At 70.7% G+C, this 26,865-nt stretch carries 22 protein-coding genes; 8 read left to right on the forward strand and 14 right to left on the reverse strand.

Annotated elements, in window-relative coordinates:
- Positions 1 to 5: 5 nt before the first annotated feature.
- The gene (locus EP757_RS00835; RefSeq protein ID WP_127542301.1) at positions 6 to 1,268 is read right to left on the reverse strand and encodes a maltose ABC transporter substrate-binding protein; all 1,263 of its coding nucleotides are present in this window, start codon (positions 1,266 to 1,268) and stop codon (positions 6 to 8) included.
- A gap of 198 nt (positions 1,269 to 1,466) precedes the next feature.
- On the opposite strand from EP757_RS00835, the gene EP757_RS00840 reads away from it, so the two are divergent.
- Complete coding sequence (locus EP757_RS00840; RefSeq protein ID WP_127542302.1) at positions 1,467 to 2,516, forward strand: LacI family DNA-binding transcriptional regulator; 1,050 nt, start codon at positions 1,467 to 1,469, stop codon at positions 2,514 to 2,516.
- An 801-nt stretch (positions 2,517 to 3,317) separates the two neighbouring features.
- On the opposite strand, the gene EP757_RS00850 is transcribed toward EP757_RS00840, so the two are convergent.
- Complete coding sequence (locus tag EP757_RS00850; protein WP_127542303.1) at positions 3,318 to 5,816, reverse strand: DUF4132 domain-containing protein; 2,499 nt, start codon at positions 5,814 to 5,816, stop codon at positions 3,318 to 3,320.
- 32 nt (positions 5,817 to 5,848) lie between these two features.
- Complete coding sequence (argH, locus tag EP757_RS00855; RefSeq protein WP_127542304.1) at positions 5,849 to 7,285, reverse strand: argininosuccinate lyase; 1,437 nt, start codon at positions 7,283 to 7,285, stop codon at positions 5,849 to 5,851.
- A gap of 87 nt (positions 7,286 to 7,372) precedes the next feature.
- On the opposite strand from argH, the gene dapE reads away from it, so the two are divergent.
- Positions 7,373 to 8,431 (forward strand): succinyl-diaminopimelate desuccinylase, encoded by a 1,059-nt coding sequence (gene dapE / locus EP757_RS00860; protein WP_127542305.1) that lies wholly within the window; start codon positions 7,373 to 7,375, stop codon positions 8,429 to 8,431.
- Positions 8,432 to 9,458: 1,027 nt separating this feature from the next.
- Here the strand turns inward: dapE and argG are convergent.
- The 9 genes from argG to EP757_RS00905 form a co-directional block, all read right to left on the reverse strand.
- On the reverse strand, positions 9,459 to 10,697 hold the full coding sequence (argG, locus tag EP757_RS00865) for an argininosuccinate synthase (protein WP_127542306.1): 1,239 nt from the start codon (positions 10,695 to 10,697) through the stop codon (positions 9,459 to 9,461).
- Positions 10,694 to 11,593 carry a hypothetical protein gene (locus tag EP757_RS00870; RefSeq protein WP_127542307.1) on the reverse strand — a complete coding sequence of 300 codons (900 nt, stop codon included), beginning with the start codon at positions 11,591 to 11,593 and terminating at the stop codon, positions 10,694 to 10,696. The genes argG and EP757_RS00870 overlap by 4 nt, the downstream gene beginning before the upstream one ends.
- Positions 11,593 to 12,090 carry an arginine repressor gene (locus tag EP757_RS00875; RefSeq protein ID WP_127542308.1) on the reverse strand — a complete coding sequence of 166 codons (498 nt, stop codon included), beginning with the start codon at positions 12,088 to 12,090 and terminating at the stop codon, positions 11,593 to 11,595. The genes EP757_RS00870 and EP757_RS00875 overlap by 1 nt, the downstream gene beginning before the upstream one ends.
- On the reverse strand, positions 12,087 to 13,019 hold the full coding sequence (gene argF / locus EP757_RS00880; RefSeq protein WP_127542309.1) for an ornithine carbamoyltransferase: 933 nt from the start codon (positions 13,017 to 13,019) through the stop codon (positions 12,087 to 12,089). Before argF ends, EP757_RS00875 begins: the two co-directional genes overlap by 4 nt.
- Entirely contained in the window at positions 13,016 to 14,170 is a 1,155-nt protein-coding gene (locus EP757_RS00885) for an acetylornithine transaminase (RefSeq protein WP_127542310.1), read from the reverse strand. Before EP757_RS00885 ends, argF begins: the two co-directional genes overlap by 4 nt.
- Complete coding sequence (gene argB, locus EP757_RS00890; protein ID WP_127542311.1) at positions 14,167 to 15,033, reverse strand: acetylglutamate kinase; 867 nt, start codon at positions 15,031 to 15,033, stop codon at positions 14,167 to 14,169. Before argB ends, EP757_RS00885 begins: the two co-directional genes overlap by 4 nt.
- Positions 15,030 to 16,205, reverse strand: coding sequence for a bifunctional glutamate N-acetyltransferase/amino-acid acetyltransferase ArgJ (gene argJ, locus EP757_RS00895; protein WP_127542312.1), 1,176 nt, complete (start codon positions 16,203 to 16,205; stop codon positions 15,030 to 15,032). The genes argB and argJ overlap by 4 nt, the downstream gene beginning before the upstream one ends.
- A complete protein-coding gene (argC, locus tag EP757_RS00900; protein WP_127542313.1) occupies positions 16,202 to 17,203 on the reverse strand; it encodes an N-acetyl-gamma-glutamyl-phosphate reductase in 1,002 nt (333 codons plus the stop codon). Before argC ends, argJ begins: the two co-directional genes overlap by 4 nt.
- A gap of 63 nt (positions 17,204 to 17,266) precedes the next feature.
- The gene (locus EP757_RS00905; RefSeq protein ID WP_127542314.1) at positions 17,267 to 17,932 is read right to left on the reverse strand and encodes a vancomycin high temperature exclusion protein; all 666 of its coding nucleotides are present in this window, start codon (positions 17,930 to 17,932) and stop codon (positions 17,267 to 17,269) included.
- 35 nt (positions 17,933 to 17,967) lie between these two features.
- On the opposite strand from EP757_RS00905, the gene EP757_RS00910 reads away from it, so the two are divergent.
- Complete coding sequence (locus EP757_RS00910; protein WP_127542315.1) at positions 17,968 to 18,663, forward strand: GNAT family N-acetyltransferase; 696 nt, start codon at positions 17,968 to 17,970, stop codon at positions 18,661 to 18,663.
- On the opposite strand, the gene EP757_RS00915 is transcribed toward EP757_RS00910, so the two are convergent.
- Complete coding sequence (locus tag EP757_RS00915) at positions 18,627 to 19,421, reverse strand: class I SAM-dependent methyltransferase (protein WP_127542316.1); 795 nt, start codon at positions 19,419 to 19,421, stop codon at positions 18,627 to 18,629. The two genes, EP757_RS00910 and EP757_RS00915, sit on opposite strands and share 37 nt — an antisense overlap.
- Before the next feature lie 107 nt (positions 19,422 to 19,528).
- On the opposite strand from EP757_RS00915, the gene EP757_RS00920 reads away from it, so the two are divergent.
- A complete protein-coding gene (locus tag EP757_RS00920) occupies positions 19,529 to 20,236 on the forward strand; it encodes a helix-turn-helix domain-containing protein (protein ID WP_127542317.1) in 708 nt (235 codons plus the stop codon).
- Here the strand turns inward: EP757_RS00920 and EP757_RS00925 are convergent.
- The gene (locus EP757_RS00925; RefSeq protein WP_127542318.1) at positions 20,210 to 22,456 is read right to left on the reverse strand and encodes a glycoside hydrolase family 3 N-terminal domain-containing protein; all 2,247 of its coding nucleotides are present in this window, start codon (positions 22,454 to 22,456) and stop codon (positions 20,210 to 20,212) included. The two genes, EP757_RS00920 and EP757_RS00925, sit on opposite strands and share 27 nt — an antisense overlap.
- A gap of 211 nt (positions 22,457 to 22,667) precedes the next feature.
- Here EP757_RS00925 and EP757_RS00930 point away from each other — a divergent pair, with 211 nt between their 5' ends.
- From EP757_RS00930 to egtD, 4 genes are read left to right on the forward strand one after another with little or no spacing between them, the layout of a single operon-like run.
- Positions 22,668 to 23,843: a glutamate-cysteine ligase family protein gene (locus EP757_RS00930; RefSeq protein ID WP_127542319.1), complete on the forward strand. Its 1,176-nt coding sequence runs from the start codon at positions 22,668 to 22,670 to the stop codon at positions 23,841 to 23,843.
- 20 nt (positions 23,844 to 23,863) lie between these two features.
- Complete coding sequence (egtB, locus tag EP757_RS00935) at positions 23,864 to 25,144, forward strand: ergothioneine biosynthesis protein EgtB (RefSeq protein ID WP_127542320.1); 1,281 nt, start codon at positions 23,864 to 23,866, stop codon at positions 25,142 to 25,144.
- Entirely contained in the window at positions 25,144 to 25,878 is a 735-nt protein-coding gene (egtC, locus tag EP757_RS00940; RefSeq protein WP_127542321.1) for an ergothioneine biosynthesis protein EgtC, read from the forward strand. The genes egtB and egtC overlap by 1 nt, the downstream gene beginning before the upstream one ends.
- Positions 25,875 to 26,831, forward strand: a complete 957-nt coding sequence (gene egtD / locus EP757_RS00945; RefSeq protein ID WP_127542322.1) for an L-histidine N(alpha)-methyltransferase — start codon at positions 25,875 to 25,877, stop codon at positions 26,829 to 26,831. Before egtC ends, egtD begins: the two co-directional genes overlap by 4 nt.
- Positions 26,832 to 26,865 lie beyond the last annotated feature (34 nt).

Genomic DNA, 26,865 nt, shown 5'->3' on the forward strand with positions numbered 1-26,865 from the left:
TCTCTTTACTTGATCGAGCCGGAGATGGTCTTGCCGGCGGCGGTGACGGTCTTCTCCGCGTCCGCGCCACCGATGACGGCGGCCTCGGCCTTGCCGAACGGGTCCCAGATGGCGGCCATCTCGGGGATCGCGGGCAGCGGCACGGCGTTCTTACCGGCGTCGACCCACTTCTGCAGGTCCGCGTCGGCGCCCTTGACCTGGTCGAACGCGGCGGTCAGCGCCGGCGGCCGGGGCTCGGCGTTGTAGAGCGCCACGGCGAGCTCCGGAGTGGTCACGTAGTTGGTGACGAACTCCTGCGCCAGGGCCTTGTTCTTGCCCTTCGCGGCGACGTAGAAGGTCTGCACGCCCAGGAACGGGGTGGCCTCCTTGCCGCCCTCGAAACCGGGGACCGCGCTGATGTCGTACTTGAGGTTCGCCTTCTTCACGTCGGTGACCGCCCACGGGCCGGACACCAGGTAGGCGCACTTCTTGCCGGTGAACGTGGCGATCGAGTTCTCCGGGGTGATCGAACGCTTGAGCGCGCCGTCGCCCTTCTCACCGAGAGCGCCGAGCTTCTTGAACGCCTCGACCGACTCCGGCTTGCCGACACCCAGGTCGCCGGCGTCGTAGTCGCCGGCCGCGTTCGTGCCGAACAGGTAACCGCCGGCCGAGCTGTAGAACGGGTACGAGTGGTACGCGTCGCCGTTCTGGCCCACCTGCAGGCAGAGGATCTCCGAGACCTTCTTGTCGGCCTTGAGCTTCTTGCCGGTCGCGACCAGGTCCTCCACCGTGGCCGGGGCCTCGGGCGCCAGCTCGGTGTTGCGGATCAGGCCCAGGTTCTCGGTGGCGTACGGGACGCCGTAGGTCTGGCCGTTGAACGTGACCGCCTTGACCGCGTTCGCCGCGATGCCGTTCTTCTGCTCGTCGCTGAGCTGCACCGGGTCGATGGCGCCGTTCTGCACCAGGTTGCCGATCCAGTCGTGCGCACCGACCATGACGTCAGGGCCGCTGCCCTGCTGGGAAGCGGTCAGGAAGGTGGTCTGCTGGTCCTTCGAGATGGCCTGGACCTTCACGGTCACGCCGTTCTCGGTGCCGAACTTCTCGGCGAACGGCTTGAGGGCCGCGGACCGCTTGTCGTCGGCCCAGATCACCAGTTCGCCGGTCGCGGCGGCGGCCGACGGGGTGTCGCTTCCGGCCGTCGTCGAGTCCTCGTCCTTGCTTCCGCAGGCGGCGGTGCCGACCAGGGCGACCGCGCAGACCGCGATCACACCCGCAGTTCGGATGCGCATCGATGAGCTCCTGTCATGAGGATTCAGATTGCGTGGGGGTTTTTGCAAAGGGAGAAGAAGGCACGGCACAGCCAGTGGCCTCCACCCGAAAGATCGATAAGGTGTCGTCCTTGTTGCGGGGACGTTAGCAAGCACTTGCAGTCAATGGAAGAGCTTGCAAGGCGAGAGCCGGTAACAGGACAGCACTACAGTGACAACATGCGTGCACGGATGGCGGACATCGCCAGGCAAGCCCAGGTCAGTGAGGCGACGGTCTCTCGCGTCATCAACGACCGCCCCGGCGTATCCGCTGAGACCCGGCAAGCGGTGCTCACCGCCCTCGACGTGCTCGGCTACGAGCGCCCCGAGCGGTTGCGCAAGCGCAGCGCCGGCCTGGTCGGCCTCGTCGTGCCCGAGCTGGACAACCCGATCTTCCCGGCGTTCGCCCAGGTCATCGAGTCGACGCTGGCGCAGTCCGGCTACACGCCGGTGCTCTGCACCCAGTCACCCGGCGGCGTCACCGAGGACGAGTACGTGGAGATGCTGCTCGACCGGCAGGTCAGCGGCATCATCTTCGTCTCCGGCCTGCACGCCGACACCACGTCCGACCACGAGCGTTACCTGCGACTGCTGGCCCGCCCGCTGCCGATCGTGCTGGTCAACGGGCACACCGGCGGCATCGACGCGCCGTTCGTCTCCTGCGACGAGCAGCTCGCCGGCGACCTCGCGGTCAGCCACCTCGTCGCGCTCGGCCACCGCCGGATCGGCATGATCTCCGGGCCGCACCGCTTCACCGCCGTCCAGCGCAAGCTCGCCGGATACCGGGAGGCCATGCAACGCCTGACCGCGGTCTCCAAATCCGACGTGGACAGCCTCGTCGAACTCACCCTCTTCGGCGTGGAAGGCGGCGAGGTCGCGGCGGATCGCCTGCTCGCGAAGGGCGCCACCGGCATCGTCTGCGGCTCCGACCTGATGGCGCTCGGCGCGATCCGGGCAGCCCGGCGGCGCGGACTCGACGTTCCCGGTGACGTGTCGGTGATCGGTTTCGACGACTCCCCGCTGATGGCTTTCACCGAACCGCCACTGACCACGCTCCGTCAGCCGGTCGCGGCCATGGCGGTCGCCGCCGTCCGCTCCCTGGTCGACGACATCAACGGTCACGCCGCACCCAGGTCGGAGTACCTCTTCCGCCCCGAACTGGTGGTTCGCAGCTCGACCGCTGTCGCCCCGGTGCCCCGCAAGCTCCCGGCCGACACACCCGCCGCCTGAGGTTTCTTGCTGCAACTTCTTGCACGCGACACCGGCGATCCGCGCTGCCGCGTGCAAGAGAGCGTGTTCTCCGCCTCTTCCGGGTGCCGTCCGACAGCGCCTGCCGTCCACTTGCGGCACGATTTGCAGCGGCGATCAGGCAGCCACCGCAAGTCCGTGCACGAGCACTCGCGCCCCGAACCGGCCAGGTGGCACATTCTGTGACAGTCTGGTCGCTCGGCGTGCCGAACTGAGGTCAATTCCGTCGCCCGATTGCCAAGTGATACATCTCACAATCGGTCCCTGGTCCCGGTCGAATCATGATTTTCCGGACACGGCCTCTCGTCGTTGTCAGCAAGCCAATTTCAGATGCCGCAAACCCACCCACTCGCGGCGGGAGGAAGAATGCCAGCCGGGTCGGGCCGGGTGGGCTGGGCTGGGCCCGAGCCAGAGCGAGCCGAGCCGAGCGAGCCGTGACGGGCCGAGCCGTGACGGGCCGAGCCGGGCCGAGACGGGCCGAGACGGGCCGAGACGGGCCGAGACGGGCCGAGACGGGCCGAGCCGAGAGGGGCCGAGCCGAGACGGGCCGAGCCAGGCCGAAGCTGAGCAGGGCCGAGCCGTGACGGGCGGCTGGCAGCAAGGCCGGACCGTCGGCAGTCACCGGCCATCTCCCAGCCCAGCCAGACCACGGCAGTCAACGGGCCATCTCCCCAGCCCAGCCAGCCCACCGCGATCACCGCGATCACCGCGATCACCGCGATCACCGCGATCACCGCGATCACCGCGATCACCGGGCCATCCAGCCAGGGCGGGCCGTGGCGGTCAGCGGGCGGCTGTCAGGAGGGTCAGGTCGCGGAGTAGTTCGGAGACTGTGCGCGCGTTCAGGTCGGCGAAACGGGTTGGTGGGCCTTGCAAGGTCAGGTCGCCCAGTTTCTGTTCCGGCAGGATGTCCAGTGCGCCGACGACTATCCCCGGGGTCAGATCCAGGTAGGCCGCGCCGTCGTCGCCGAGCGGGAACAGCACGCCCGGCTGGACGCCACCGTCCTGTGCGGCGTCGCGGCGCCAGCCACGGTTCTCCAGGCCGACCACCGCGCCGGTCGGGACGGTCTCGCCGGCGAACCGGGTGAGGACCGCGCCGCCCGCCTCCTCCGCCGTCAGCACGAGGACCTCGCGGCCCAGCTGGTCGAACGGCTGCACGATCTGATAGTCGGCGAACAGCTCCGACCAGCGCGCCACGTCGTCACCCAGGTGCAGCGGATGCGCCACGGTGATCCGATCGGTTTCGGCCAGGGTGGCAGGCTCGTCGTCGACGCCGGCGAGCGTGCCGTCCTCGGCGATCCGGAAAGCGGCCGCCGAGCCCGACCACACGAGCCGGCGGGCGAGCCGCGTCAGCACCGGATGGTCGAGGAAGAAGCGCCGGAACTCCCCCGGTGTCCACTCCCGGCCGTTCGCCATGGCGCGTTCCAGGCGCCGCACCTGGTCGGTCGTGGCCGTCCGGAAGTCCTTCTTCAGCGCGGTGAATTGTTTGTACGCGGCAGGCGCCAGCGTGGCGTCGTCACGAGCCCCGGGACGAGGCAGCGACTTGAGCCGCTTGCCGGAGGCGTCGGTGACGGACAGGCCGAGCTCGTCGGCGACGGCCGTGAACTGCCGGGGGCCGTAGTCCAGGGTGACCGGCAATCCGAAGTCCGGCGCCAGGCGGTCGGCCAGCTGATCGCCGGTGAGGCCGAGGCCGGCTGCCACCGCGGCCACCTTCTGCTGGGCGGCCGAGCGCAGACCCTTGAACTTCGACCGCTCGGCTACCCGGTTGAGCTGCTGCAGCGCCCCCTCGGTGCCGATCTCGGCGAGGATGTCCAGCCCGGCCACGGCTCGGGCGTGTCTGCTCTCGCCCGGCCACTCGAGCAGCCGCGGGGTGAGACGGCGGGCGGTCTCGTCGTCGCCCAGCCAGCCCAGAGTGTCGAGAACCCAGCGTTGACGGCCTTCGGCGCCGGCGTCGTCCCAGCGTTCGAAGAGGGCCCAGGCGAACTCGGTCAGGTCGTCGTCGTCGAGCGCTTCCCGGACGGTGGTGGCACCGGGGAAGTCGCGGCCCAGCGCGAAGACCATCGCCAGGTCACGAGCCGCCGAGTCGGGCAGCACCAGTGAACTCGCCCGCAGGCGGACCAGCGGCAGCAGGGCCGGGTCGATCCAGTCGGGCAGCACCGGCAGCCGTTCGGGGAGATCAGGCCCGCGATCAGCCTTGGGACGCTTCCACGGGGGATCAGCGAGAAGTGCCGGCAGAGCATCGGCGACAGAAGCAGGACCCGACACGCGACGCAGGACGGCGGCGAAGCCGGGGCGGGACTGGATGGTGGAATCCGCAGCGGCCAGGAGTCTGGCGGCTCGTTCTGGGTCGCTCCGTGAAGCTTGGATCAGCGCGCTTCGCACGTGCCGATCGCCGTACGAGGAAATGAGGTCTTTGAAAGGCTCGTCGCCCGGAAGTGAAGCCACCAGCGACAGCAGCGCGGTCCGGCCTCGGCTGTCCGTGGACGGCATGTGGTCGAGCCAGCTGAGCAGCAGACCGGCGGCCGCGGACGGGCCGACGCCGTCGATCAGGGTGGTGTGCAGACCTCGCCAGCCGGTGACCAGCGAACGACCCAGCGCCCGCGCCTCCGCGACCTGCTCGGGAGTGCTGATCGAACCCAGCAGCAGCGATGCCCGGCGATGATCCTTATCGGTCAGCGCCTCGGTCCAGTCGGCGGCGACCCAGTCCTTCTCGGAGGGAGCGAGCACCGCAGTGGCACACCGGTGCCAGGGCCCGGACGGCCGGAGATCGCGCAAGGCGGCGACCGCCTCGGCGTAGACGTCGTCGGGAGCGGCGGCCAGGACGGCGCGCATCCGGAACAGGATCAGCTGCTCCGGGTCCATGTGGATGGAGAAGGCGCGCTCCTCGCCCGGCCGCCGGTGACGCACCACGAACACCGGGTCGAGAGCGAACTCCGGATCGGCGCCCGGCCGCACCACACCCTGATAGGGACCGTCGCCGGTGCCCGCCGCCATCAGCGTGAACAGCTCGGCCGCGGCCGTGGCGGCGAACACGACACCGCGCTCGATCATCCACAGCTCGGCGAACCAGGGCTGGCTGATGACGACCCGCCAGTCCAGATATTTCGCTGCGAACGCGACGGCCGCGGCGTGCGACGGGCCGTCCGGGAAGGAACCGCCGAGGGCCCGCTCCACGAAACCCGGCGCGGTCGCCAGCAACCGCTCGACGACCTCCCTCGCCTGCGGATCAGGCGAGGGGACATCGACCGGCGCGCCACCCCGGCGGGGATGCATGAGGGACATGCCGGCAACCTACCGGCAGCCACCGACAGAAATCAGCGCGGGACGACCTTCTCGACCGCCCACTGCCGCCAGTTGTCCAGCTTGTGCTGCACGGTCGCGAGCTGCTCCCGCACCGGACCCGGGCCGGTCGAGCCCGGCGTCGTCCGAGCGGCCAGCGCCGACGACACCGACAGCACCTCGCGGACCGACGGGTCGAGGTGCTCGCTCACCGTCTTCAGGTCGTCGTCGGTGAGGTCCTCCAGCTCGCACTCGCGCGCCGAGCAGAGCGCGACCAGCTTGCCGGTCACCTCGTGCGCGTCGCGGAACGGCACGCCCTTGCGGACCAGCCAGTCGGCGACCTCGGTGGCGAGCGAGAATCCGACGGGAGCGGCCGCGGCGAGGCGATCCACCCGTACGGTCATCGTCGAGATCATCCCGGCGAGCGCGGGAAGGAGCAGCTCCAGCGTGTCGACCGCGTCGAAGGCCGGCTCCTTGTCCTCCTGCATGTCCCGGTCGTAGGTGAGCGGCAGGCCCTTCAGCATGGTCAGCACGGCGACCAGGCCACCGACCAGACGGCCGCTCTTGCCGCGGGCCAGCTCGGCGATGTCCGCGTTCTTCTTCTGCGGCATGATCGACGAACCGGTCGCGAACGCGTCGTCCAGCTCCACCCAACCGAACTCGGTGGAGGTCCAGAGCACGACCTCCTCGCCGAGCCGGGAGAGGTGCACGCCGAGAAGCGCGGTGATGAAGAGGAACTCGGCGACGAAGTCGCGGTCGGCGACGGCGTCCATCGAGTTCTCCGCGGGGGCGGTGAACCCCAGCTGCTTCGCCACGGCGGCCGGGTCGAGCGGGAGCGAAGAACCGGCCAGCGCACCGCTGCCGAGCGGGCTGATCGCGGTCCGCACGTCCCAGTCACGCAGGCGCTCCAGGTCGCGCAGCAGCGGCTGGACGTGCGCGAGCAGCCAGTGGCCGAAGCTGACCGGCTGCGCGTGCTGCACGTGGGTCATGCCGGGCGCCGGAGTGTCGATGTTGCGGGCCGCCTGCTCGGTGAGCGCGTCGGCCAGCTCGATCACCGCGACGGCCACCCCGCGCGCGTGGTCGCGCAGGTAGAGCCGCAGGTCGGTGGCGACCTGGTCGTTGCGGGACCGGCCGGCGCGCAGCTTGCCGCCGAGTGAGCCGAGGCGCTCCAGCAGCCCCCGCTCCAGCGCGGTGTGCACGTCCTCGTCCTCGACGGTGGGCCGGAACTCACCGGCGGCGCAGGCCGACTCCAGATCGTCGAGCGCGGCGAGCATCTTGCCGAGCTCCTCCGCGTCGAGCAGCCCCGCGTTCGCCAGGACACGGGCGTGCGCGCGGGAGGCGAGCAGGTCGTAGGGCGCGAGCCGCCAGTCGAACTGCACACTGACACTCAGCCGGGCCAGCGCCTCCGCCGGGCCGCCCGCGAATCGAGCTCCCCACAGCCGCGTCGGCTCCTCAGTTTCCGGCACACCCACTCCTCGTTCGTGACCTGGTCCAACGCACCGACCCTACCGTGAGGTCGGCATGCATAAAAATACTATCACCATGATAATGTTGCGACCATGGCCAGCCTCGATCTCACCGGCGACATCGTCGAACTCACCCGGACCATCTGTGACATCCCGAGCGTCAGCGGGGAGGAGAAGGAGCTCGCCGACGCCGTCGAGACGGCCCTTCGTTCGTACCCCCATCTGGAAGTCCTTCGTGACGCGGACGCCGTGGTCGCCCGGACGAACTTCGGCAGGGACACCCGAGTCGTCCTCGCCGGCCACCTCGACACGGTCCCGATCGCGGACAACCTTCCGATCAAGATCAAGGACGAGGTTCTGTACGGCCGGGGCACCACCGACATGAAGTCCGGCGTAGCGGTGTTCCTCCAGTTGGCCGCCCTCCTGACCGACCCGCGCTACGACGTCACATATGTGTTCTACGACCACGAGGAGGTGGCCGCCCGGCTCAACGGCCTCGGCCGCCTCGTCACCAACCACCCCGAGTGGCTGTCCGGCGACTTCGCGGTCCTCGGCGAGCCGTCCGACGGGACCGTCGAGGGCGGCTGCCAGGGCACCATGCGCGTGAAGATCACGGTGCCGGGCGTCGCCGCGCACGCAGCCCGCTCGTGGCGGGGCAGCAACGCCATCCACAGTGCCGGCGCGGTCCTCGACGTGCTGCGGGCCTACGAGCCGCGCCGCCCGGTCGTCGACGGCCTGCAGTACCGGGAAGGCCTGAACGCCGTGAAGATCGAGGGCGGCATCGCCGGCAACGTGATCCCGGACCTCTGCACGGTCTTCGTGAACTACCGCTTCGCCCCGGACCGCGGCACCGACGAGGCCGAGGCCCATCTGCGCGAGGTCTTCGCCGGCTTCGACCTGGAGGTCACCGACCGCGCTCCCGGCGCCCGCCCCGGCCTGGACCGGCCGGCCGCCAAGGAGTTCGTCGACCTGGTCGGCCGGGAGCCCCAGGCGAAGCTCGGCTGGACCGACGTCTCCCGCTTCGCCGGCCTCGGCATCCCGGCGATCAATTTCGGTCCGGGCGACCCGCTGCTGGCCCACACCGACGATGAGCACGTCCCGGCGTCGGAGATCCGCAAGGCCCTCGAAGTCCTGACGGCCTGGCTGTCCTGACGGCCTGGCTGTTCTGGGATCCCGCCGCTGCTCCATCGTGTCGCTGGGGTGCCGGCGTCCTGCCCGCGCTCGTCCTGCTCCGCGTTCCGGCGTTCCGGCGCCCCGCATCCCGGCGCCCCAACGCCCGACATCCCGCCGCCCCAACGCCCCGACATCCCGGCGCACCGACGCCCCGACGCACCGATGCGGATCTTGAGCGATTCTTCACCCTCAGAGGTGCAAAGTCGCTCAAGATCTGGCAGGGGCCACACGTGAATGCCAGAGCTGACAGTCGGCGAGAACAGGCCGCTGCGGAAGGCGAACGGCCAGGTCGCCGACACACGCCCTCGACAGTCCCGCTGCAAATCTTGAGCGATCCCCGACCCTCCAGGGTGCACCATCACTCAAGATCCGGGGAGTGGGCCACACCTGAATGCCGGAACTGACAGTCGGCGAGAACGGGCCGCCACGGAAGGCGAACGGCCAGGTCGCCGACACACGCCCTCGACAGTCCCGCTGCAAATCTTGAGCGATCCCCCATCCTCCAGGGTGCACCATCACTCAAGATCCGGGGAGTGGGCCGCACCAGAGTCCCCGGGACTGACAGCTGGCTGCCATTTGTCCAGTACGGGCCTTATGTGTATCGCCTCGTACCGTTCGACCGGCCCGACCGGCCCAGCGGTGCGATCGTCTCGCCCGGCCCGACTGCAGATCTTGAGCGAACTCTCACCTCCTGGGATGCAACATCGCTCAAGATCTGCGGGGTGGACGGCGCGGCACGACTGACTCGGCCAGCGACACAGGACAGGCGGGCAGCACAGCACAGCCGGGCGGTACGACACAGCAGGGCACGACACAGCCGGGCGACACGCCACAGCGGGGTGTGACAGCGCAGCCCCGCACACAGCACGGCCGATCGGCACGCTCACCCGGGCGGGCCAACACGGCCGACCAGCACGGCTCAGCCGAGCGGGACAGCACGGCTGAGCGGCACGGCTCAGCCGAGCGGGACAGCACGGCTGAGCGGCACGGACGGGCGGGCGACGGACTACTCGGCCGGAGTGCCGGCGGCTCGGGCGATGGCGCCGGGCACCGCGTACATGTGGGCGAACGCCCGCGCCTGCTCACCGGTCCACAGCGACGAACCGTGGCCGTAGACGACACCGGATCGCGTGGCGGCGTCGAGGAGGCTGTGCGGGCTCTTGCTGCCGAGCAGGACGATGTTGCCCTTGTGCAGCAGCACCCGCACCTGGCCGGTGACCCGGGTCTGGCTGGAGTCCAGGAACGCCCGGAAGTCGTCCATGATCGGATCGAAGTAGACGGCTTCGTGGAGCAGGTCGCCGTACGTGTTGCCGAGCGTCGCCTTCGTCGCCTGCTGCCGGTTGGAGAGCACCAGCTTCTCCAGCTCCCGGTGGGCCGCGATCAGGATCAGCATGCCGGGCGCTTCGAAGCCGACCCGGGCCAGGTTGCCGACCATCGTCGAGCCCATGTGGATGCCCCGGCCGACGCCGTGCTCGCCGCCGAGCACGTTGAGGGCCGAGAGGATCGCGTAGTTCGGGGCGTCCTTCTCGACGAGCGAGTCCCCGCCGGCGTAGGAGGCGCCGACGACCTCGCCCTTCTCGAACTCCAGCAGCAGCTCGACGCCGTCCGCAGGGGCCTCGGCGATCGACTTGGTGTAGGTCCAGGCGGATTCCGGCAGGTAGTCCCAGCTGCCGTACGTCTCCTCGCCGCCGATCGACGTGCCGATCAGGCCCTCGTTGATCGAGTAGAGCTTGACCTTCTCGCTGACCGCGTAGCCCCGGCTGCGGAGGAACTCCGCTTCCTCCTCGCGGACCAGCCGCTCGTCCCGGACCGGGGTGACGATCTCCAGGTGCGGGGCGAGGGCACGGATCACCGCGTCGTAGCGCACGTGGTCGGCGCCGGCGCCGGTCGAGCCGTGCGCCACCGCGTCCGCGCCGACCTCCAGGGCGACCTGGACGACCTTCTCCGCCTGGATCAGCCGCTCGGCGCCGACACACGACGGGTAGGCGCCGTTGCGCAGGTAGTTCGCCTTGATCGCGTAGGTGACGACGCGGTCGTACAGCTCGGCGCGGGCGTCGACGACGTGGTGCTCGATCGCGCCCAGCTCCTCGGCGCGGGCACTGACGACCTCGGCCTCACCGCTGTGCAGGCCGCCGGTGTCGATGTTCGCGGTCACCACGTCCCAGCCCTTCTCGCGGAAGTCGACGAGGAGGTACGAGGTGTCCAGCCCGCCGGAGAAGGCGAGAACGATCTTGCGCTTGGTCATCGGGTTCCTTCGGTGGATACAGCAAGAATCGGTACGTAGGTCTTACCGTCCCGGCGGACGTGGCCGGGGGGCAGGACGTAGAACTCGGAGCGTCCCGCCTCGATCTCCTTCTGCATCGCCTGCTGGCGACCGTAGTCGAAGGGATCGAGCAGGAAGCTGGGGTCGGGCAGCTGTCCGCCGGGCGGGAGGGTCAGGTCGCTCTGGTAGACGAACGAGCCCGGCGAGGTGTGGAACGGGACGGTGGCGACCAGCACCTTCAGCGCGCCGAACTCGGTGTGCACCTTGAGCGCGCTGTTGTCGTACTGGGTGACGCCGTCGAGTTTCTGCGCGCGGTACGCGGACAGGGCGAGCGCCTTGGCGGCCTTGCCCAGCCCGACCGCCGGCATCAGCGACCAGAGCGACCAGCCGACCCAGCGGCCCGGTTCGGCCGAAGGGGCCGCGCAGTAGCCGCCGACCGGCACGGGACCGCGGTAGCCGCTCTCCTTCATCTCGGCCTGCACCTTGCGTAGCAACTGCTTCACGTCGGTGTCGAAGCGGAACGTGGACCGCTCGACCATCGCGGCGAACTCGTCCTGCGGCAGGCCGGCGATCAGGGCGGCGGCCGGCATCAGGATCAGGTCGACCATGACCCACTGCGGCATCGGGATGCCCCGGTCGCCGAACGCGATGCCGTTGATCACGTTGAAGTAGTTCAGGAAGTCCCGGATCGACCAGTCCTTCTCGGCCGTATCGGTGAAGTCGAGAAAGCTGAGCTTGTGGCCGTACGGATGCTCGTTGAGCTGTGGCCGCAGAGTCTCGTTGGAGGCGAGGAAGAACTCGACGCCGTGCCCGACCAGCGTGTCGGTGTGGTCGGCGAAATCCGGGAAGCGCGCTTCCACGGCGGGCGTGAACGTCATCAGTGATTCCCCTCCAGAGAATCCGACCTGCTCCAGTTGCCGAGCTTCTCGGCGAGGGCGGCACCCGAACCGGGTCCGCCGTCCCGGGCCACGACCAGGATCGTGTCGTCGCCGGCGATCGTGCCGACCACGTCCGACAGCCCGGACCGGTCCAGCGCGCTGGCCAGGAACTGCGCGGCGCCGGGCGGGGTACGCAGCACGGCGATGTTGCCGCTCGAGTCGACGCCGGTGAGCAGCTCGCGCAGCAGCCGGATCAGCCGGGCCGGCCCCTGCTGGGTCTCCCGCAGCGGGCGTTTGCCGTCCTCCGGGATCAGGTACGCCCCGCCGACCTTCACCGCGTTCAGCTCCTCCAGGTCACGCGAGAGCGTGGCCTGGGTGACCTGCACACCCTCGTGGGCGAGCAGGTCCGCCAGCTCGGTCTGCGAGCGCACGGTCCGGCCGCGGATCAGCTCCACGATCCGCGCGTGCCGCCCCGCCCTGGTCACCGGTGAGCTCATTGTGAGTTTGCCGCCAGCAGCCAGGTGAGCAGCGCCTTCTGCGCGTGCAGGCGGTTCTCCGCCTGGTCGAAGACCGCGCTCTGCGGGCCGTCCAGCACGTCGTCGGTGATCTCCTCGCCGCGGTGCGCGGGAAGGCAGTGCAGCACGATCGCGTCCGGGGCGGCGGCCGCGAGCAGCTCCTTGTTCACCTGGTACGGCCAGAACGGGGTGAGCCGGTCCTTGCCGTCCTCCTCCTGGCCCATCGAGGTCCAGGTGTCGGTGGCGATCACCTGCGCGCCGTCGACCGCCTCCCGGGGGTCGCGCAGCACCTCGACCGAGCCGCCGGTCCAGGCCGCGATCTCGGAGGCCCGGGCCACCACGGCGGGCGCCGGGTCGAAGCCGGACGGGCCGGCCACCCGCACGTTCATCCCAGCCATCGCGCCGGCGATCAGGTACGAGTGCGCCATGTTGTTGGCGGCGTCGCCGACGTACGCCAGGGTCCGGCCGGCCGTCGAGCCGAACCGCTCGCGGATCGTCTGCAGGTCGGCGAGGAGCTGGCAGGGGTGGTATCCGTCGCTCAGCGCGTTGATCACCGGGACGTTGACGCCGGACGCCAGCTCGGCGAGCCGCTCGTCGCCGTGTGTCCGGAACACCATGGCCGCGACGTAGCGGGAGACGACCCGGCCGGCGTCGGCGAGGGTCTCGCCCCGGCCGAAGTGGGTGTTCTGGGTGTCCACGATGATCGGCTGGCCGCCCAGCTCGGCGATGCCGGCCTCGAACGACAGGCGGGTGCGCAGGCTGGCCTTGTCGAAGAAGACCGCGACCGAGCGCGGGCCGGCGAGCGGCGTGTAGCCGAACCGGTTCGCCTTCATCTCGGCGGCCAGGTTCAGGACGTCGTCCTGCTCCTGCGGGGTGAGGTCGTCGTCGCGGAGGAAGTGGCGGGTGGTCACCGGATACCGTCCAGGGCAGCGATCAGGGCGTCCGCCTGATCGGAGGAGATGATCAAGGGCGGGGCGAGCCGGATGATGTCCGGCTGCGGGGCGTTCACCAGGAAGCCGGCGTCGCTCAGACGAGCCGCGATCTCCTTCGAGACCGGCTGGGTGAGCACGATGCCGAGCAGCAGGCCGGCGCCGCGCACGTGGCTGATCCACGGGTGGTTCAGGCCCTCGATGCCGCGGCGCAGCTGCTCGCCGATCCGCTTCACGTGGTCGAGCAGGCCCTCGTTGGCGATCGTGCGGATCACCGCGAGGCCGGCCGCGCAGGAGACCGGGTTGCCGCCGAAGGTGGTGCCGTGCATGCCGGGCTGCAGCAGGTCGGCGGCCGGCCCGAACGCGATGCAGGCGCCGAGCGGCAGGCCGCCGCCGAGGCCCTTCGCGAGGGTGATCAGGTCCGGCTCGACGCCTTCGCTCTGGTGGTGGAACCAGTGCCCGGTCCGGCCGATGCCGGTCTGTACCTCGTCGAGCACGAGCAGAGCGCCGTTCCGCGAGGAGATCTCCCGGGCTGCGGCCAGGTAACCGGCCGGCGGCACGACAACGCCGTTCTCGCCCTGGATCGGCTCCAGGATCACCATGGCGGTCTCGTCGGTGACCGCGGCGGCCAGCGCCTCGACGTCACCGAACGGGACGTGCGTGACGTCGCCGGGAAGCGGGACGAACGGCTTCTGCTTCGACGGCTGGCCGGTCAGCGCCAGGGCGCCCATGGTCCGGCCGTGGAACGCGCCGTCGGTCGCCACGATGTGCGTGCGCCCGGTCAGCCGGGAGATCTTGAAGGCGGCCTCGTTGGCCTCGGCGCCCGAGTTGCAGAAGAGCACCCGGCCCTGCCGGCCGGCGAGGGCCAGCAGCAGCTCGGCGAGCGCGAGCGGCGGCTCGGCGATGTAGAGGTTCGAGACGTGGCCCAGCTGCTGGATCTGCTGCGTCACGGCGGCGACGACGGCCGGGTGGGCGTGACCGAGGGCGTTCACCGCGATGCCGCCGAGGAAGTCGACGTACTCCGTGCCGTCCTCGGCGGTGAGCACCGCGCCCTCACCACGGATCAGCCCGAGGGTGGGGCCGCCGTAGTTGTTCATCATGGATGCCTGCCAGCGCTCGGGCAGCGTGCTCATGAGGGGATCACCATCGTTCCGAATCCTTCTTCCGTGAAGACTTCCAGCAACGTCGAGTGGGCGACCCGGCCGTCGACGACGTGTGCGGCGGGCACGCCACCACGCACCGCGCGCAGGCAGGCCTCCATCTTGGGCGCCATCCCGGATTCGAGGGACGGGAGCAGTTTCTCCAGCGCGTCCGCGTCGATCTCCGAGGTCAGCGAGCCGGTGTCCGGCCAGTTCGTGTAGAGGCCGGGCACGTCGGTGAGCACGACCAGCTTGCGGGCGCCGAGCGCGACGGCGAGGGCCGAGGCGGCGGTGTCCGCGTTCACGTTGTGCGGCACGCCGTTCACGTCCGGCGCGACGGTGGCGACGACCGGGATCCGGCCGGCCGCGATCAGGTCGTCGACGGCCGAGGTGTCCACCTGGTCGACGTCGCCGACCTGCCCGATGTCCACGAATGAGCCGTCGACGAAGGCCTGCCGGCGGACCGCGGTGAACAGGCCCGCGTCCTCGCCGGAGAGGCCCACCGCGTACGGCCCGTGCTTGTTGATCAGGCCGACCAGCTCCCGGCCGACCTGCCCGACCAGCACCATCCGGACCACGTCCATGGCCTCCGGGGTGGTGACCCGCAGGCCGCCGCGGAACTCGCTCTCGATGCCGAGCTTGGTGAGCATCCGGCTGATCTGAGGGCCGCCGCCGTGCACCACGACCGGCTTGATACCGACGAGTCGCAAGAATACGATATCTGCTGCGAAAGCCGCCTGGAGCTCCGGATCGATCATGGCGTTGCCGCCGTACTTGATCACCACGGTGCTGCCGTGGAACCGCTCCAGCCAGGGCAGCGCCTCGATCAGGATCCCGGCCTTCTCAACAGGCTTCACGACGAGTACGCCGAGTTCTCGTGCACGTACGCGTGCGAGAGGTCGGTCGTCCAGATCGTCGCGCTCATCTCGCCCTCCCGCAGGTTGACGGTGATCTGCACGTCGCGCCCGGAGAGGTCGACCTTGGAACGGTCCTCGGCAGCGGCGCCGCCCTTGCAGACCCAGACGCCGTTGATCGCGACGTCGATGCGGTCCGGCTCGAAGGCCGCGCTGGTGGTGCCGACCGCCGCGAGGATCCGGCCCCAGTTCGGATCATTGCCGAAGAGGGCCGTCTTCACCAGGTTGTTGTTCGCGACGGTACGCCCGACCTGCACCGCGTCCGCCTCACTCGCCGCGCCCGCCACCTCGATGGCGATGTGCTTCGTCGCGCCCTCGGCGTCCCCGATCAGCTGCTGAGCGAGATCGTGGCAGACCTCGGTCACCGCCGCGGTCAGCTCCTCCAGGGTGGGCTGCACGTTCGACGCGCCGCTGGCCAGCAGGACCACCGTGTCGTTCGTCGACATGCAGCCGTCCGCGTCGATCCGGTCGAAGGTGACCCGGGTGGCAGCGCGCAGCGCCGCGTCGAGCGTCTCGTTGTCGGCCGACGCGTCGGTGGTGACCACGACCAGCATGGTGGCGAGCGCGGGGGCCAGCATGCCGGCGCCCTTCGCGATCCCGCCGACCGACCAGCCCTGGCGCTGCGCGACGGCGTTCTTCGCGACCGTGTCGGTCGTCATGATCGCCTCAGCGGCGCGGGGGCCGCCGTCGGCGGCGAGCGCCTTGGCGGCCGCGTTCACGCCGGGGAGCAGCTTGTCCATCGGCAGCAGCTCGCCGATCAGGCCGGTCGAGCAGACCGCCACGTCGCCGGCGCCGATCATCATCGGCTTGGAGCCGGTGGTCCGCAGCACGGCGGCGGTGTGCTCGGCGGTGGCGTGCGTGTCCCGGAAGCCCTGCGATCCGGTGCACGCGTTGGCGCCGCCGGAGTTCAGGACCACGGCGCGGACGATGCCGCCCTTGAGGACCTGCTGGCTCCAGAGGACCGGCGCGGCCTTCACCCGGTTGCCGGTGAAGACGGCGGCCGCGGTGTAGTCGGGGCCGTCGTTGACGACCAGGGCGACGTCGGGGTTGCCGCTGGCCTTGAGCCCGGCGGCGACGCCGGAGGCACGGAACCCCTTGGGGGCGGTGACGGTCACGGCGCGACTCCGAAGACGCTGAGGCCCGTGGTCTCGGGCAGGCCGAACATGATGTTGGCGTTCTGCACGGCCTGACCGGCCGCGCCCTTGCCGAGGTTGTCGAGCGCGCTCACCACGATGATGCGCCCGGAGTCGATGTCGACGGTGGCCTGCAGGTGGCAGGAGTTGGAGCCCGAGGTGGCGGCCGTGTGCGGCCACTGACCCTCCGGCAGCACGTGCACGAATGGGTCGCTCGCGTAGGCCGCCTGCAGCGCCTCGCGCGGGTCGCCACCGTTGAGCCGGCGGGCGGTCACGGTCGCGAGGATGCCGCGCGGCATCGGGGCGAGGATCGGCGTCATCGAGAGCGACGCCGCGCCGGTGGCCTGCTTGATCTCGGCGACGTGCTGGTGCGCGCCCACCTTGTACGGCGAGAGGTCACCCATGATCTCGCTGGCCAGCAGGTTGACCTTGGCGCTGCGACCGGCGCCCGAGGTGCCCGAGCTGGCGACCACGACGACGTCCTCCGGGTCGGCCACGCCGGCGGCGATCAGCGGCGCGAGCGCCAGGGTGATCGTGGCGGCGTAGCAGCCGGTGTTCGCCACCCGGTCGGACCCGGCGATCGCCTCACGGGCGCCGGGCAACTCGGGCAGGCCGTAGGTCCAGGTGCCGGCGTGGCCACCGCCGTAGTACCGCGTCCACTGCTCGGCGCTCTCCAGCCGGAAGTCGGCGCCCAGGTCGACGACCTTCACACCCTCGGCCAGCTGGGCGGCGACGGCCGCTGACTGGCCGTGCGGCAGCGCGAGGAAGACCAGGTCGGCGCCGCTCAGCGTCTCCGCGTCGGTCGCGCCGAGTGTCAGGTCCAGGCCCGCGAGCTGCGGGTGCACGGCGCTGACCGGCGAGCCCGCCTGGCTGTGCGCCGTCGCTGTGACGAGGTCGAAATCGGGGTGCCCGGCGAGCAGGCGCAGCAACTCGCCCCCCGCGTACCCACTTGCTCCCGCTACCGCGACCCGGATTCCCATACCAACCTCCGCATGACTATGCAGAGAACCGTATCAAGACTCAGGGCCCCGGGCAAAGCCATTTCAGCCGAGGGCGTCCCGGATCCCCGTCTCATGCTTACCCAGGAAGATCGGATCGCGCCGGGAGAGCACGTCACCGGCGGCCTTCACCGCGGCGAACTCCTCCCGGACCTCGCCGCGCAGCCAGGTCTGCTTGTACTGCCGGACCGTGTCGTCGCCGACCCCTGTCGCGTCGACGCCCAGCGCCCGGCAGACCGCGACCGCCCGCTCGATGTGGAAACCCTGGGTCACCACGATCGCCTGGCGCACCCCGAAGATGCGCCGGGCGCGGGAGCACGAGTCGTAGGTGTCGAAGCCGGCGTGGTCGAGCACCACCCGGGAGACCGGCACGCCGTGCGACACCAGCCAGACCATCATCCCGCCGGGCTCGTCGTAGTCCCAGTTCGCGTGGTCGCCGGAGACCAGGATCGCGGTCACCTTCCCGGATTCGTAGAGCTGCCGGGCGAGTTCCAGCCGCGCTTGCAGGAACGGCGACGGCTGCCCGCCCGGGTTGATCTGGGCGCCGAGCACCAGCGCCACCGGGGCGGGAGGGACGTCGTCCAGGGTGTAGACGTGGCCGGCGGCGGTCCCGCGTACCCAGGAGAGAGAGGCCGCGGTGACCGCGACGGCGAGGATCGCGCCGAGCGCGCCCGCCGTGATCGACCGGCGGAGCCAGAGGTTCTTCAGCACGGGCCGAATATGGCAAATACCGTCAATGAGGCAGCATGGCCCGGGTGTTCGGACATGATCTTTTCGTACGATGGGCAGCCGCGTCCGCCGGCGCCCGAGTCTTCCGCGACCCCGAGGCCGTGGTGGTGGCCTGCCCCGACCTCGCCCACTGGGACCGCCTGGTGATGGCCGGCGACCCGGACGCGCTGAGTGGACTGGTGCGCGAAGCGCTGGACGAGATGGGACCGTCGTTCCGGCCGTTCGGACCGGAGGACCTGGTCGCGGCCGTGGTCGCCCGGACGCCGGCCATCGAGATCAGCGCGCGGTTCGCCTGGATGGACGCCGCCGTGCCGGTCATCGCGGCCGAGTCGGCGTCGTCCTGGCTCGCCGAAACCGAGTGGCCCGAGGTGACAGCGCTGCTGAAGGAATCGTTTCCGGACTCGTACGCCTGGCCGGGCGCCCCGGGCGTGCACCGCTGGGCCGGCCTGCGCGACGACGACGGCCGGCTGCTCGCGGTCGCCGCCGACGCCTGGTCGACGCCGCAGATCGGCTTCATGGGCGGTGTCGCGACCCGCCGCGAGGCCCGGGGGCGTGGACTCGCGGCGGCACTGTGCGGATTCGTGGCGAACGAGCTGCTGATCGGCCGGGAACGGGTGGCGCTGCTCGCCGACTACGACAACGTCGCCGCCATCGCGACCTACGCCAGGCTGGGCTTTCAGACGCGCCGGGTGGCGGCGGCACGAGCCGTGTAGATCAGGTACTCCCACTCGCTGACGCCCTCGGCAGCCGCGGCGATGGCGGCGTCGAGCTCGGCCACCTTCTGCGGGTCACCGGCGATGTTCTTGTAGACCGCGATGGTCGGCCCGTAGACCGCCTTGAAGTAGTCGCGCAGCTCGGCGCCGGTCGCGAACCGGTCCACCCGCAGCGTGCGGCGCTCGGTCCGGACGTCGGTCACGCCCTCGCCGAACAGCGACGCCAGGTGCGCCGGGTCACCCCATCGCGGCGGCGGCTGGGCGCCGGCCGGGGGCGGGGCGGCGTACGGCTTCATGGTGGCGAACAGCTTCCCGATGAAACCCTCGGGAGTCCAGTTGACCAGTGCGATCGTGCCACCGGGCCGGCACACCCGGAGCAGCTCGCCGGCGGCCGCGGAGTGGAACGGCGCGAACATCACGCCGATGCAGGAGATGACGGTGTCGAAGGAGGCGGTGCCGAACGGCAGCGCCTCGGCGTCCGCCTCGGCCCAGGTGAGCTTCGCGTCCCGGGTCGCGGCGATCAGCTCACCGGCGGCGAGCAGCTCCGGAGTGAGATCACTCGCCGTGACGGTGGCGCCGGTCAGGGCGGCCGGGATCGCCGCGTTGCCGGTGCCGGCGCCGACGTCCAGGACGGTCTGCCCCGGGCCGATACCGGCCGCCTCGACCAGGACCGGGCCGAGCGGCGCGACGATCTCGGCGGCCAGCGATGGATAGTCACCCGACGCCCACATGGCGCGGTGTTTCTCTTTGATAGTCATGTCACCGACGGTAGGGATCACTCGTACGGCGGGACTAGTACACGATCTGTACCGCGGGTGTCCGCTACCGGACGGCTTTTCCGGTCGCCGCGGCCTAGCGTCGGGCCATGGGAGCTTCGTACGGGTCATTCTGCCCGGTGGCAAAGGCGATGGAACTGCTCGACGAGCGCTGGACCCTGCTCGTCATCCGTGAGCTGTTCGCCGGGAGCCGCCGCTTCAACGACCTGCGCCGCGGGCTCCCCCGGATGTCGCCGACCCTGCTCTCCCGCCGGCTGCAGCAGCTCACCGCCGCCGGGCTGGTGACCCGCCGGGAGTTCGGGGCCGAGGTGGATTACGGGCTGACCACGGCCGGACAGGAGCTGGAGCCGATCGTGACGGCGCTCGGCGTCTGGGGCACCCGGTGGATCCCCGAGCTGGGCGATCGCGACCTCGACCCGAGACTGCTGCTCTGGGACATGCACCGGATGGTCGACCACAGCGCGGTCCCGCCGCGCCGGACCGTGCTGTGGTTCCGGTTCCCGGCCGCCGCCCGCCGGGCCCGCGACTGGTGGCTGGTGATCACCCCGGACGAGGCCGACGTCTGCGACATCAACCCGGGCCACGACGTCGACGTGACGGTCACGGCCGACCTGCGCTGCCTCACCGACGTGTGGCGTGGCGACCGATCCTGGGCCTCCGCCCTGCGATCCGGCGAGCTGTCCTTCGAAGGGCCGGAAGAGCTGCGGCGGTCGGTGCCCGGCTGGTTCAAGCCGTTCACCTTCGCCGCGGTTCCCCGGCCCACAGCGGCGTCAGCTGATCCGGAACTTTGCCGATAGCAGGTCGGCCGGGCGCGAGCTCGGGCCCACCAGCAGTTCGAAGTCGCCGGGCTCGACGATCCGGACGCCCTCGGCGTCGACCAGGGTGCAGACGCTCGCCGGCAGCTCGATCTCCACCGTCACGCTCTCCCCCGGCGGCACGGTGACCTGCCGGTACGCCTTCAGCTCCCGGCTCGCCCAGGTCACGCTGGTCACCAGGTCGCTGACGTAGGCCTGCACGGTCTCCAGCGCCGGCCGCGCACCCGTGTTCGTCAGCCGCACCGCCGCCCGGACCACGCCGTCCGCCGCCACGTCCGGCTCACCGATCGTGAGGCCGTCGTAGGTGACCGTCGTGTAGTTGAGGCCCTCACCGAAGGCGAACAGCGGGTCCTGGGTGAGGTCGGCGTACCGGGTGCCGTGCTGCCCGCGCACCTGGTTGTAGTGGATCGGCTGCTGGCCGACGTGCCGGGCCGCGGAGATCGGCATCCGGCCGCTCGGCTCGATGTGCCCGAGGATCAGCTCGGCGATCGCCTGGCCGCCGCGCATGCCCGGGTTGAAGGCCTGGATCAGCGCCGCCGCGTTCAGCGCCGACTCCGGGAGCACGTGCGGCTTCGAGTCGATCAGCACGACGATCATCGGGGTGCCGGTGGCCGCGACCGCGTCGAGCAGCGCGATCTGGCCGCCCTGGAGTTCCAGGGTGGCCGTCGACTTGTGCTCGCCGGTGAGGTTGACGGTGTCACCGACGACCACGATCGCGACATCGGCCTGTTGTGCGAGAGAGACGGCTGCCGCGAGCTGAGCCGGGTCGGCCGGGATCGGCTGCGAGATCGGCGGGCGCGGCTGGCCGTCCGGGAACGTCTCGCCCTCCGGGTCCGGAACCAGTCGCTCGATCTCGGCGCCCTGCTCGAAGACGACCTCCCAGCCGGCCGGGACGCCTGCCCGCAGGCCGTCGAGCACCGTCGCGGTCAGCTCCCGCGGGTGCCCGTCCGGCATCCAGTCGACCTGGCCGGAGTCGCCGGCCCAGTCGCCGAGCTGGGCGGAGACGTCGTCGGCGTTCGGGCCGAGCACCGCGATCCGGCGCGGGCCGGCGGAGGGGTCGAGCGGGAGGACGCCGTCGTTGCGGAGCAGCACCAGCGAGCGGCGGGCGATCTCCAGGTTCAGCGCGGTGTGCCCGGCGTTGCCGATCACGGCCCGCTGCCGTTCGGCGTCGGGGGTGCGGGGGTTCTCGAAGAGACCGAGCGCGAATTTCAGGCGCAGGATCCTTCGTACGGCCGAATCAAGATCTTTATCGCCCAGAAGGCCGCGCGCCACCGCTTCCTGCGCGCCCTCGAAGAACGCGGGCGTGGTCATGACCAGGTCGTTCCCGGCCTTCACGGCACGCGCGGACGCCTCCGCGTAGTCGGCGCAGACCTTCTGCTCCCAGACCATCCGGCCGACGTTGTCCCAGTCGGTCACGAGGGTGCCGGTGAAGCCCCACTCCTGCTTGAGCACGTCGTGGAGCAGCCATTTGTTCGCGGTGATCGGCACGCCGTCCATCGACTGGTAGCCGAGCATGAAGACCGCGCAGCCCTCCTGCACGGCCCGCTCGAACGGCGGCAGGAACCAGGAGCGCAGCTTGCGGCGGCTGATGTCGGCCTCGCTGGCGTCCCGGCCACCCTGCGTCTCGGAGTACCCGGCGAAGTGCTTCGCGGTGGCCAGGATCGCGGTCGGGTCGGACAGACCGCCGCCCTGGTATCCGCGGATCATCGCGGCGCCGAGCTCGCTGATCAGGAACGGGTCCTCGCCGAACGTCTCGTCGATCCGCCCCCACCGCAGGTCGCGGGCGATGCAGAGCACCGGCGAGAACGTCCAGTGGATGCCGGTCGTGGAGACCTCGACGGCGGTGGCCCGGGCGACCCGCTCCACCAGCTCGGGATCCCAGGTGGCGGCCATCGCCAGCTGCGACGGGAAGATCGTGGCGCCGGGCCAGAACGAGTGCCCGTGGATGCAGTCCTCGGCGGTGAGCAGCGGGATCCTCAGCCGGGTACGCGCGACCAGCTCGGCGGCCTCGATCAGTTTCGCCGGGGAGGTGTGCAGGATGGAGCCGGCCAGCTTCTCCAGGACGATCTCGGAGATGTCCTGGCGGGCGTCGAGCTGCAGCATCTGCCCGGCTTTCTCGGCCAATGTCATGCGGCCCAGCAGATCTTCCACGCGCTCCTCGATGGAGAGCGATGGATCCTGATATGGGAAGTCTGCGGGCATACGTGCCTCCGGTCTGACGAACACGAACGTTTCGGAGTCTTCCAGTCCGGAACCGGTTCCGGCACCCCGCCCCGGTTCCGGAACTCAATGATCTGTTGGCTGATTCGTCACGGCCCGGGGACGAGCGGAGCGATCCGATTGTGGGTATCTTCCTAAGCAGGCCACACTCATCGAAGTCGGACTATCACTGTGAGTGAGGAATGAGGTACTGATGGGCACCGACGAACGGATGTTGCGATCGTCCGAGGAGGCGATCGAGCACATCTCGGGAATCTGCTTCAAGACCGGTCCACCGGAACGGATCGGCGTCGAACTCGAATGGACCACGCACCGCGCCGGCGACCCGGCCGCCTACCTGAAACCCGCTGACCTGATCGCCGCGCTCGGTGAGCACACCCCCGCCAGCCTCGGCAATCCCGACCCCGCACCACTCCCCGGCGGCGGCACCGTGACCGTCGAGCCGGGTGGACAGATCGAGATCTCCTCGGCCGTCGCGGACAACCTGGCAGACCTGCACCAGGCTCTCTCCGCCGACCACGCCACCCTCACCGACTTGCTGGCCCGCGCCGGCATCGTCCTGGGCGAGCGGGGCATCGACCCTCACCGGCCGCCGCGGCGCATCCTCGACACCCCTCGCTACGCGGCGATGGAACGCGCCTTCGACCGGGCCGGCCGGACCATGATGGGCAGCACCGCCGGCCTGCAGGTCTGCTTCGACGCCGGCGGCCCGCAGCGCTGGGCCGCACTGAACGAGATGGGCCCGGCGCTGATCGCGCTCTTCGCGAACTCGCGGCGGCACGCCGGGCGCGACACCCGCTGGGCCTCCGCCCGGATGGCCGCCTGGCTCGCGATGGAACCCCGCCGCACCGGCCCGGTGCCGATCGGTGACGACCCGGCGGCGGACTGGGCGCTCTACGCGCTCGACGCCCCGCTGCTCTGCATCCGCCGCGACGACGGCAGCTGGGACGCGCCGCCCGGTCTCACCCTCGCCGGATGGATCGCCGCGGAGAGCCCGCCCACCGTGGACGACGTCGAATACCACCTCAGCACCCTCTTCCCACCGGTCCGGCCCCGCGGCTACCTGGAGGTCCGGTACCTGGACACCCAGCCCGGCGACGAGTGGATCGCCCCGGCCGCGGCCCTGTCCGCGCTGCTCGGCGACGACCTGATCATCGATCGCGCCCGGGCCGCCGCGGCGCCGGCGGCAGGACGGTGGCAGGCCGCCGCCCGGGCCGGGCTCGCCGACCCGCCGGTACGCGCGGCCGCCCGCGCCCTCGCGGAACTCGCCTGCCGGAACCTGGATCGCACCGGGCTGCCGCCCGCCGTCCGCGACCAGGTCTCCGGCATCCTCTCCCGCCGCCTGCACGCCGTCGCGGCAGCGGCCTGAGCCTCTCCGGAGAAGAATCCATGACACAGGACTTGCGGCTGACCATCGCCGCCGAACTGGAGCGCACCCGCGCCCGGACCGCGCTGCTCACCGAGGCGGTCGACGAGCAGGACCTGCTCAAACAGCACTCGCCGCTGATGTCCCCGCTGGTCTGGGACCTCGCGCACGTCGGCAGCCAGGAGGAGCTCTGGCTGGTCCGGGACGTCGGCGGACGTGATCCGCTGCGCCCCGACATCGACGAGCTCTACGACGCGTTCAAGCACGCCCGCAAGGATCGGCCGGCGTTGCCGCTGCTCAGCCCGGAGCAGGCACGCGCGTACGTCGCCCAGGTGCGCGACAAGGCCCTCGACGTGCTCGATCATGTACGGCTCGACGGCCGCCCGCTGCTCGACGGAGGCTTCGCCTTCGGGATGATCGTGCAGCACGAGCAGCAGCACGACGAGACGATGCTCGCCACCCATCAGCTCCGGTCGGGTGATCCGGTCCTGACCGCTCCCGCGCCGCCGGCCGCTCTCGTACCCGTCACCGGTGAGGTCTTCGTTCCCGGTGGGCCGTTCACCATGGGGACCAGTACCGAAGCATGGGCTCTCGACAACGAGCGGCCCGCCCACAGCGTGGATGTGGGTTCGTTCTTCATCGACGCCGCGCCCGTGACCAACGGCCGGTACCAGGAATTCATCGCCGCCGGTGGGTACGACGAGCCGTCGTTCTGGAGCCCGCGCGGCTGGGCTCATAAGGAGAAAGCCGGACTTGTCGCCCCGGGACACTGGGTCGGCGAGGGGTTCTACCGGCGATTCGGTCGTATCGAGAAGATCGATCCTGACGAGCCCGTCGTGCACGTCTGCTACTTCGAGGCCGAGGCGTTCGCCGCCTGGGCCGGCAAGCGGCTCCCCACCGAGGCCGAGTGGGAGAAGGCGGCCCGCTACGACCCGGCGACCGGCCGCTCCCGCCGCTACCCGTGGGGCGATGAGAACCCGGAGCCCCGGCACGCCAACCTCGGGCAGCGGCACCTCTCCCCCGCGCCGGTCGGCGCCTATCCGGACGGCGCCTCCCCGCTCGGCGTGCACCAGTTGATCGGTGACGTCTGGGAGTGGGTCGCGTCCGATTTCGATCCCTACCCGGGGTTCGTGGCGTTCCCCTACGACGAGTACTCCCAGGTCTTCTTCGGTGGCGACTACAAGATGCTGCGGGGCGGCTCGTTCGGAACGGACACGTCTGCGGTACGAAGCACCTTCCGCAACTGGGACCACCCGATCCGACGGCAGATCTTCAGCGGATTCCGCCTCGCCCGGGACGCCTGATGTGCCGTCATCTGGGGTACCTCGGTCCGCCCGTACCGCTGAAGGGGTTCTTGCTCGATCTTCCGCATGCGCTGGCGACGCAGGCCTGGGCGCCGCGGGACATGCGCGGCGGAGGCACGATCAACGCGGACGGCTTCGGCGCCGGGTGGTATCCGCCCGGTGCCGCGGCGCCCGTTCGTTATCGGAGCGCCATGCCGATCTGGACCGATTCCGCACTCCCCGCGATCGCGGCCACGACGACGTCGGGGGCGTTCCTCGCGGCGGTCCGCTCGGCCACCATCGGCATGCCGGTGACCGAGTCGGCGGCGGCGCCGTTCACCGACGGGCGCTGGCTCTTCAGCCACAACGGCGTCGTCCGGGGCTGGCCGGCCACGCTCGCCGATCTCGCGGGAGACCTTCCGACGCAGGATCTGCTCACCCTCGACGCACCCACCGATTCCGCGGCTCTCTGGCTTCTCGTACGCGCGAAGCTCCGTGCCGGCGAGCCACCGGTGAAAGCCGTCGCCTCCGTGGTGGCCGACGTCCTGGCCGCGGCGCCCGGATCCCGATTGAACCTGCTGCTCACCGACGGCACCCAGATGATCGCCACGACGGCCGGGCACGCGCTGTCGGCCCGCGTGGCGGACGGCTCGGTGGTGATCGCCTCCGAGCCGCTCGACGCCTCACCCGCCTGGCAGCCGATCCCGGACGGCCGGCTGGTCGTCGCCACCGCTTCCACATTGGAGATCTCTTGATCAAACTGCTGGACGACACGGACCTGGAACGCTCCCTACGCGCCGACGTGCAGGCCGGCCTGACCGCCTCACCCAAGTCACTGCCGCCGAAGTGGTTCTACGACGAACGCGGCAGCGAACTGTTCGAGGAGATCACCCGGCTGCCGGAGTACTACCCGACCCGTACCGAACGGGACATCCTCGCCGACGCCGCCCCGGAGATCGCCCGGATCACCGAGGCGAAGACCCTCGTCGAGCTCGGCTCCGGGTCGTCGGAGAAGACCCGGCTGCTGCTCGACGCCATGCTGGCGCGCGGCACGCTCGGCTCGTTCGTCCCGCTCGACGTCTCCGCCACCTTCCTCTCCTCCTCGGTGGACACCCTCGTCGCCGACTATCCCGGGCTCAGCGTCACCGGCGTCGTCGGGGACTTCGCCCAGCACCTCGGCCACCTGCCGGACGGCGACAACCGGGTCGTCGCGTTCCTCGGCGGGACGATCGGCAACCTGGTCCCGGCCGAGCGGGCCGCCTTCCTCGGCTCGCTGCGGCAGGCCCTGCACCCCGGCGAATGGCTGCTGCTCGGCGCCGACCTGGTCAAGGACCCGGCCGTGCTGGTGCCGGCGTACGACGACGCCGCCGGAGTGACCGCCGCGTTCAACCGCAACGTGCTGCACGTGGTGAACCGCTCGCTCGGCGGCGATTTCGACCCGTCGGCGTTCTCCCACGTCGCGCTCTGGGATCCGCAACAGGAGTGGATCGAGATGCGGTTGCGGGCGTCGACCGCCCAGCGGGTGCGGATCACCGCCCTGGACCTGACCGTCTCGTTCGCGGCCGGCGAGGAGATGCGGACCGAGATCTCGGCGAAGTTCCGCCGCACGGGCCTGTCGTCGGAGCTCGCCGCGGCGGGTTTCGAGCTGCGCCACTTCTGGACCGACCCGCGTTCCTGGTTCAGCCTGACCCTCGCCCGGGCCCGCTGATCGCTTCTGCTCGCCGTGCCGGGCTTTACCGCCG

It is taken from the genome of Actinoplanes sp. OR16, assembly GCF_004001265.1.
Lineage (GTDB): Bacteria > Actinomycetota > Actinomycetes > Mycobacteriales > Micromonosporaceae > Actinoplanes.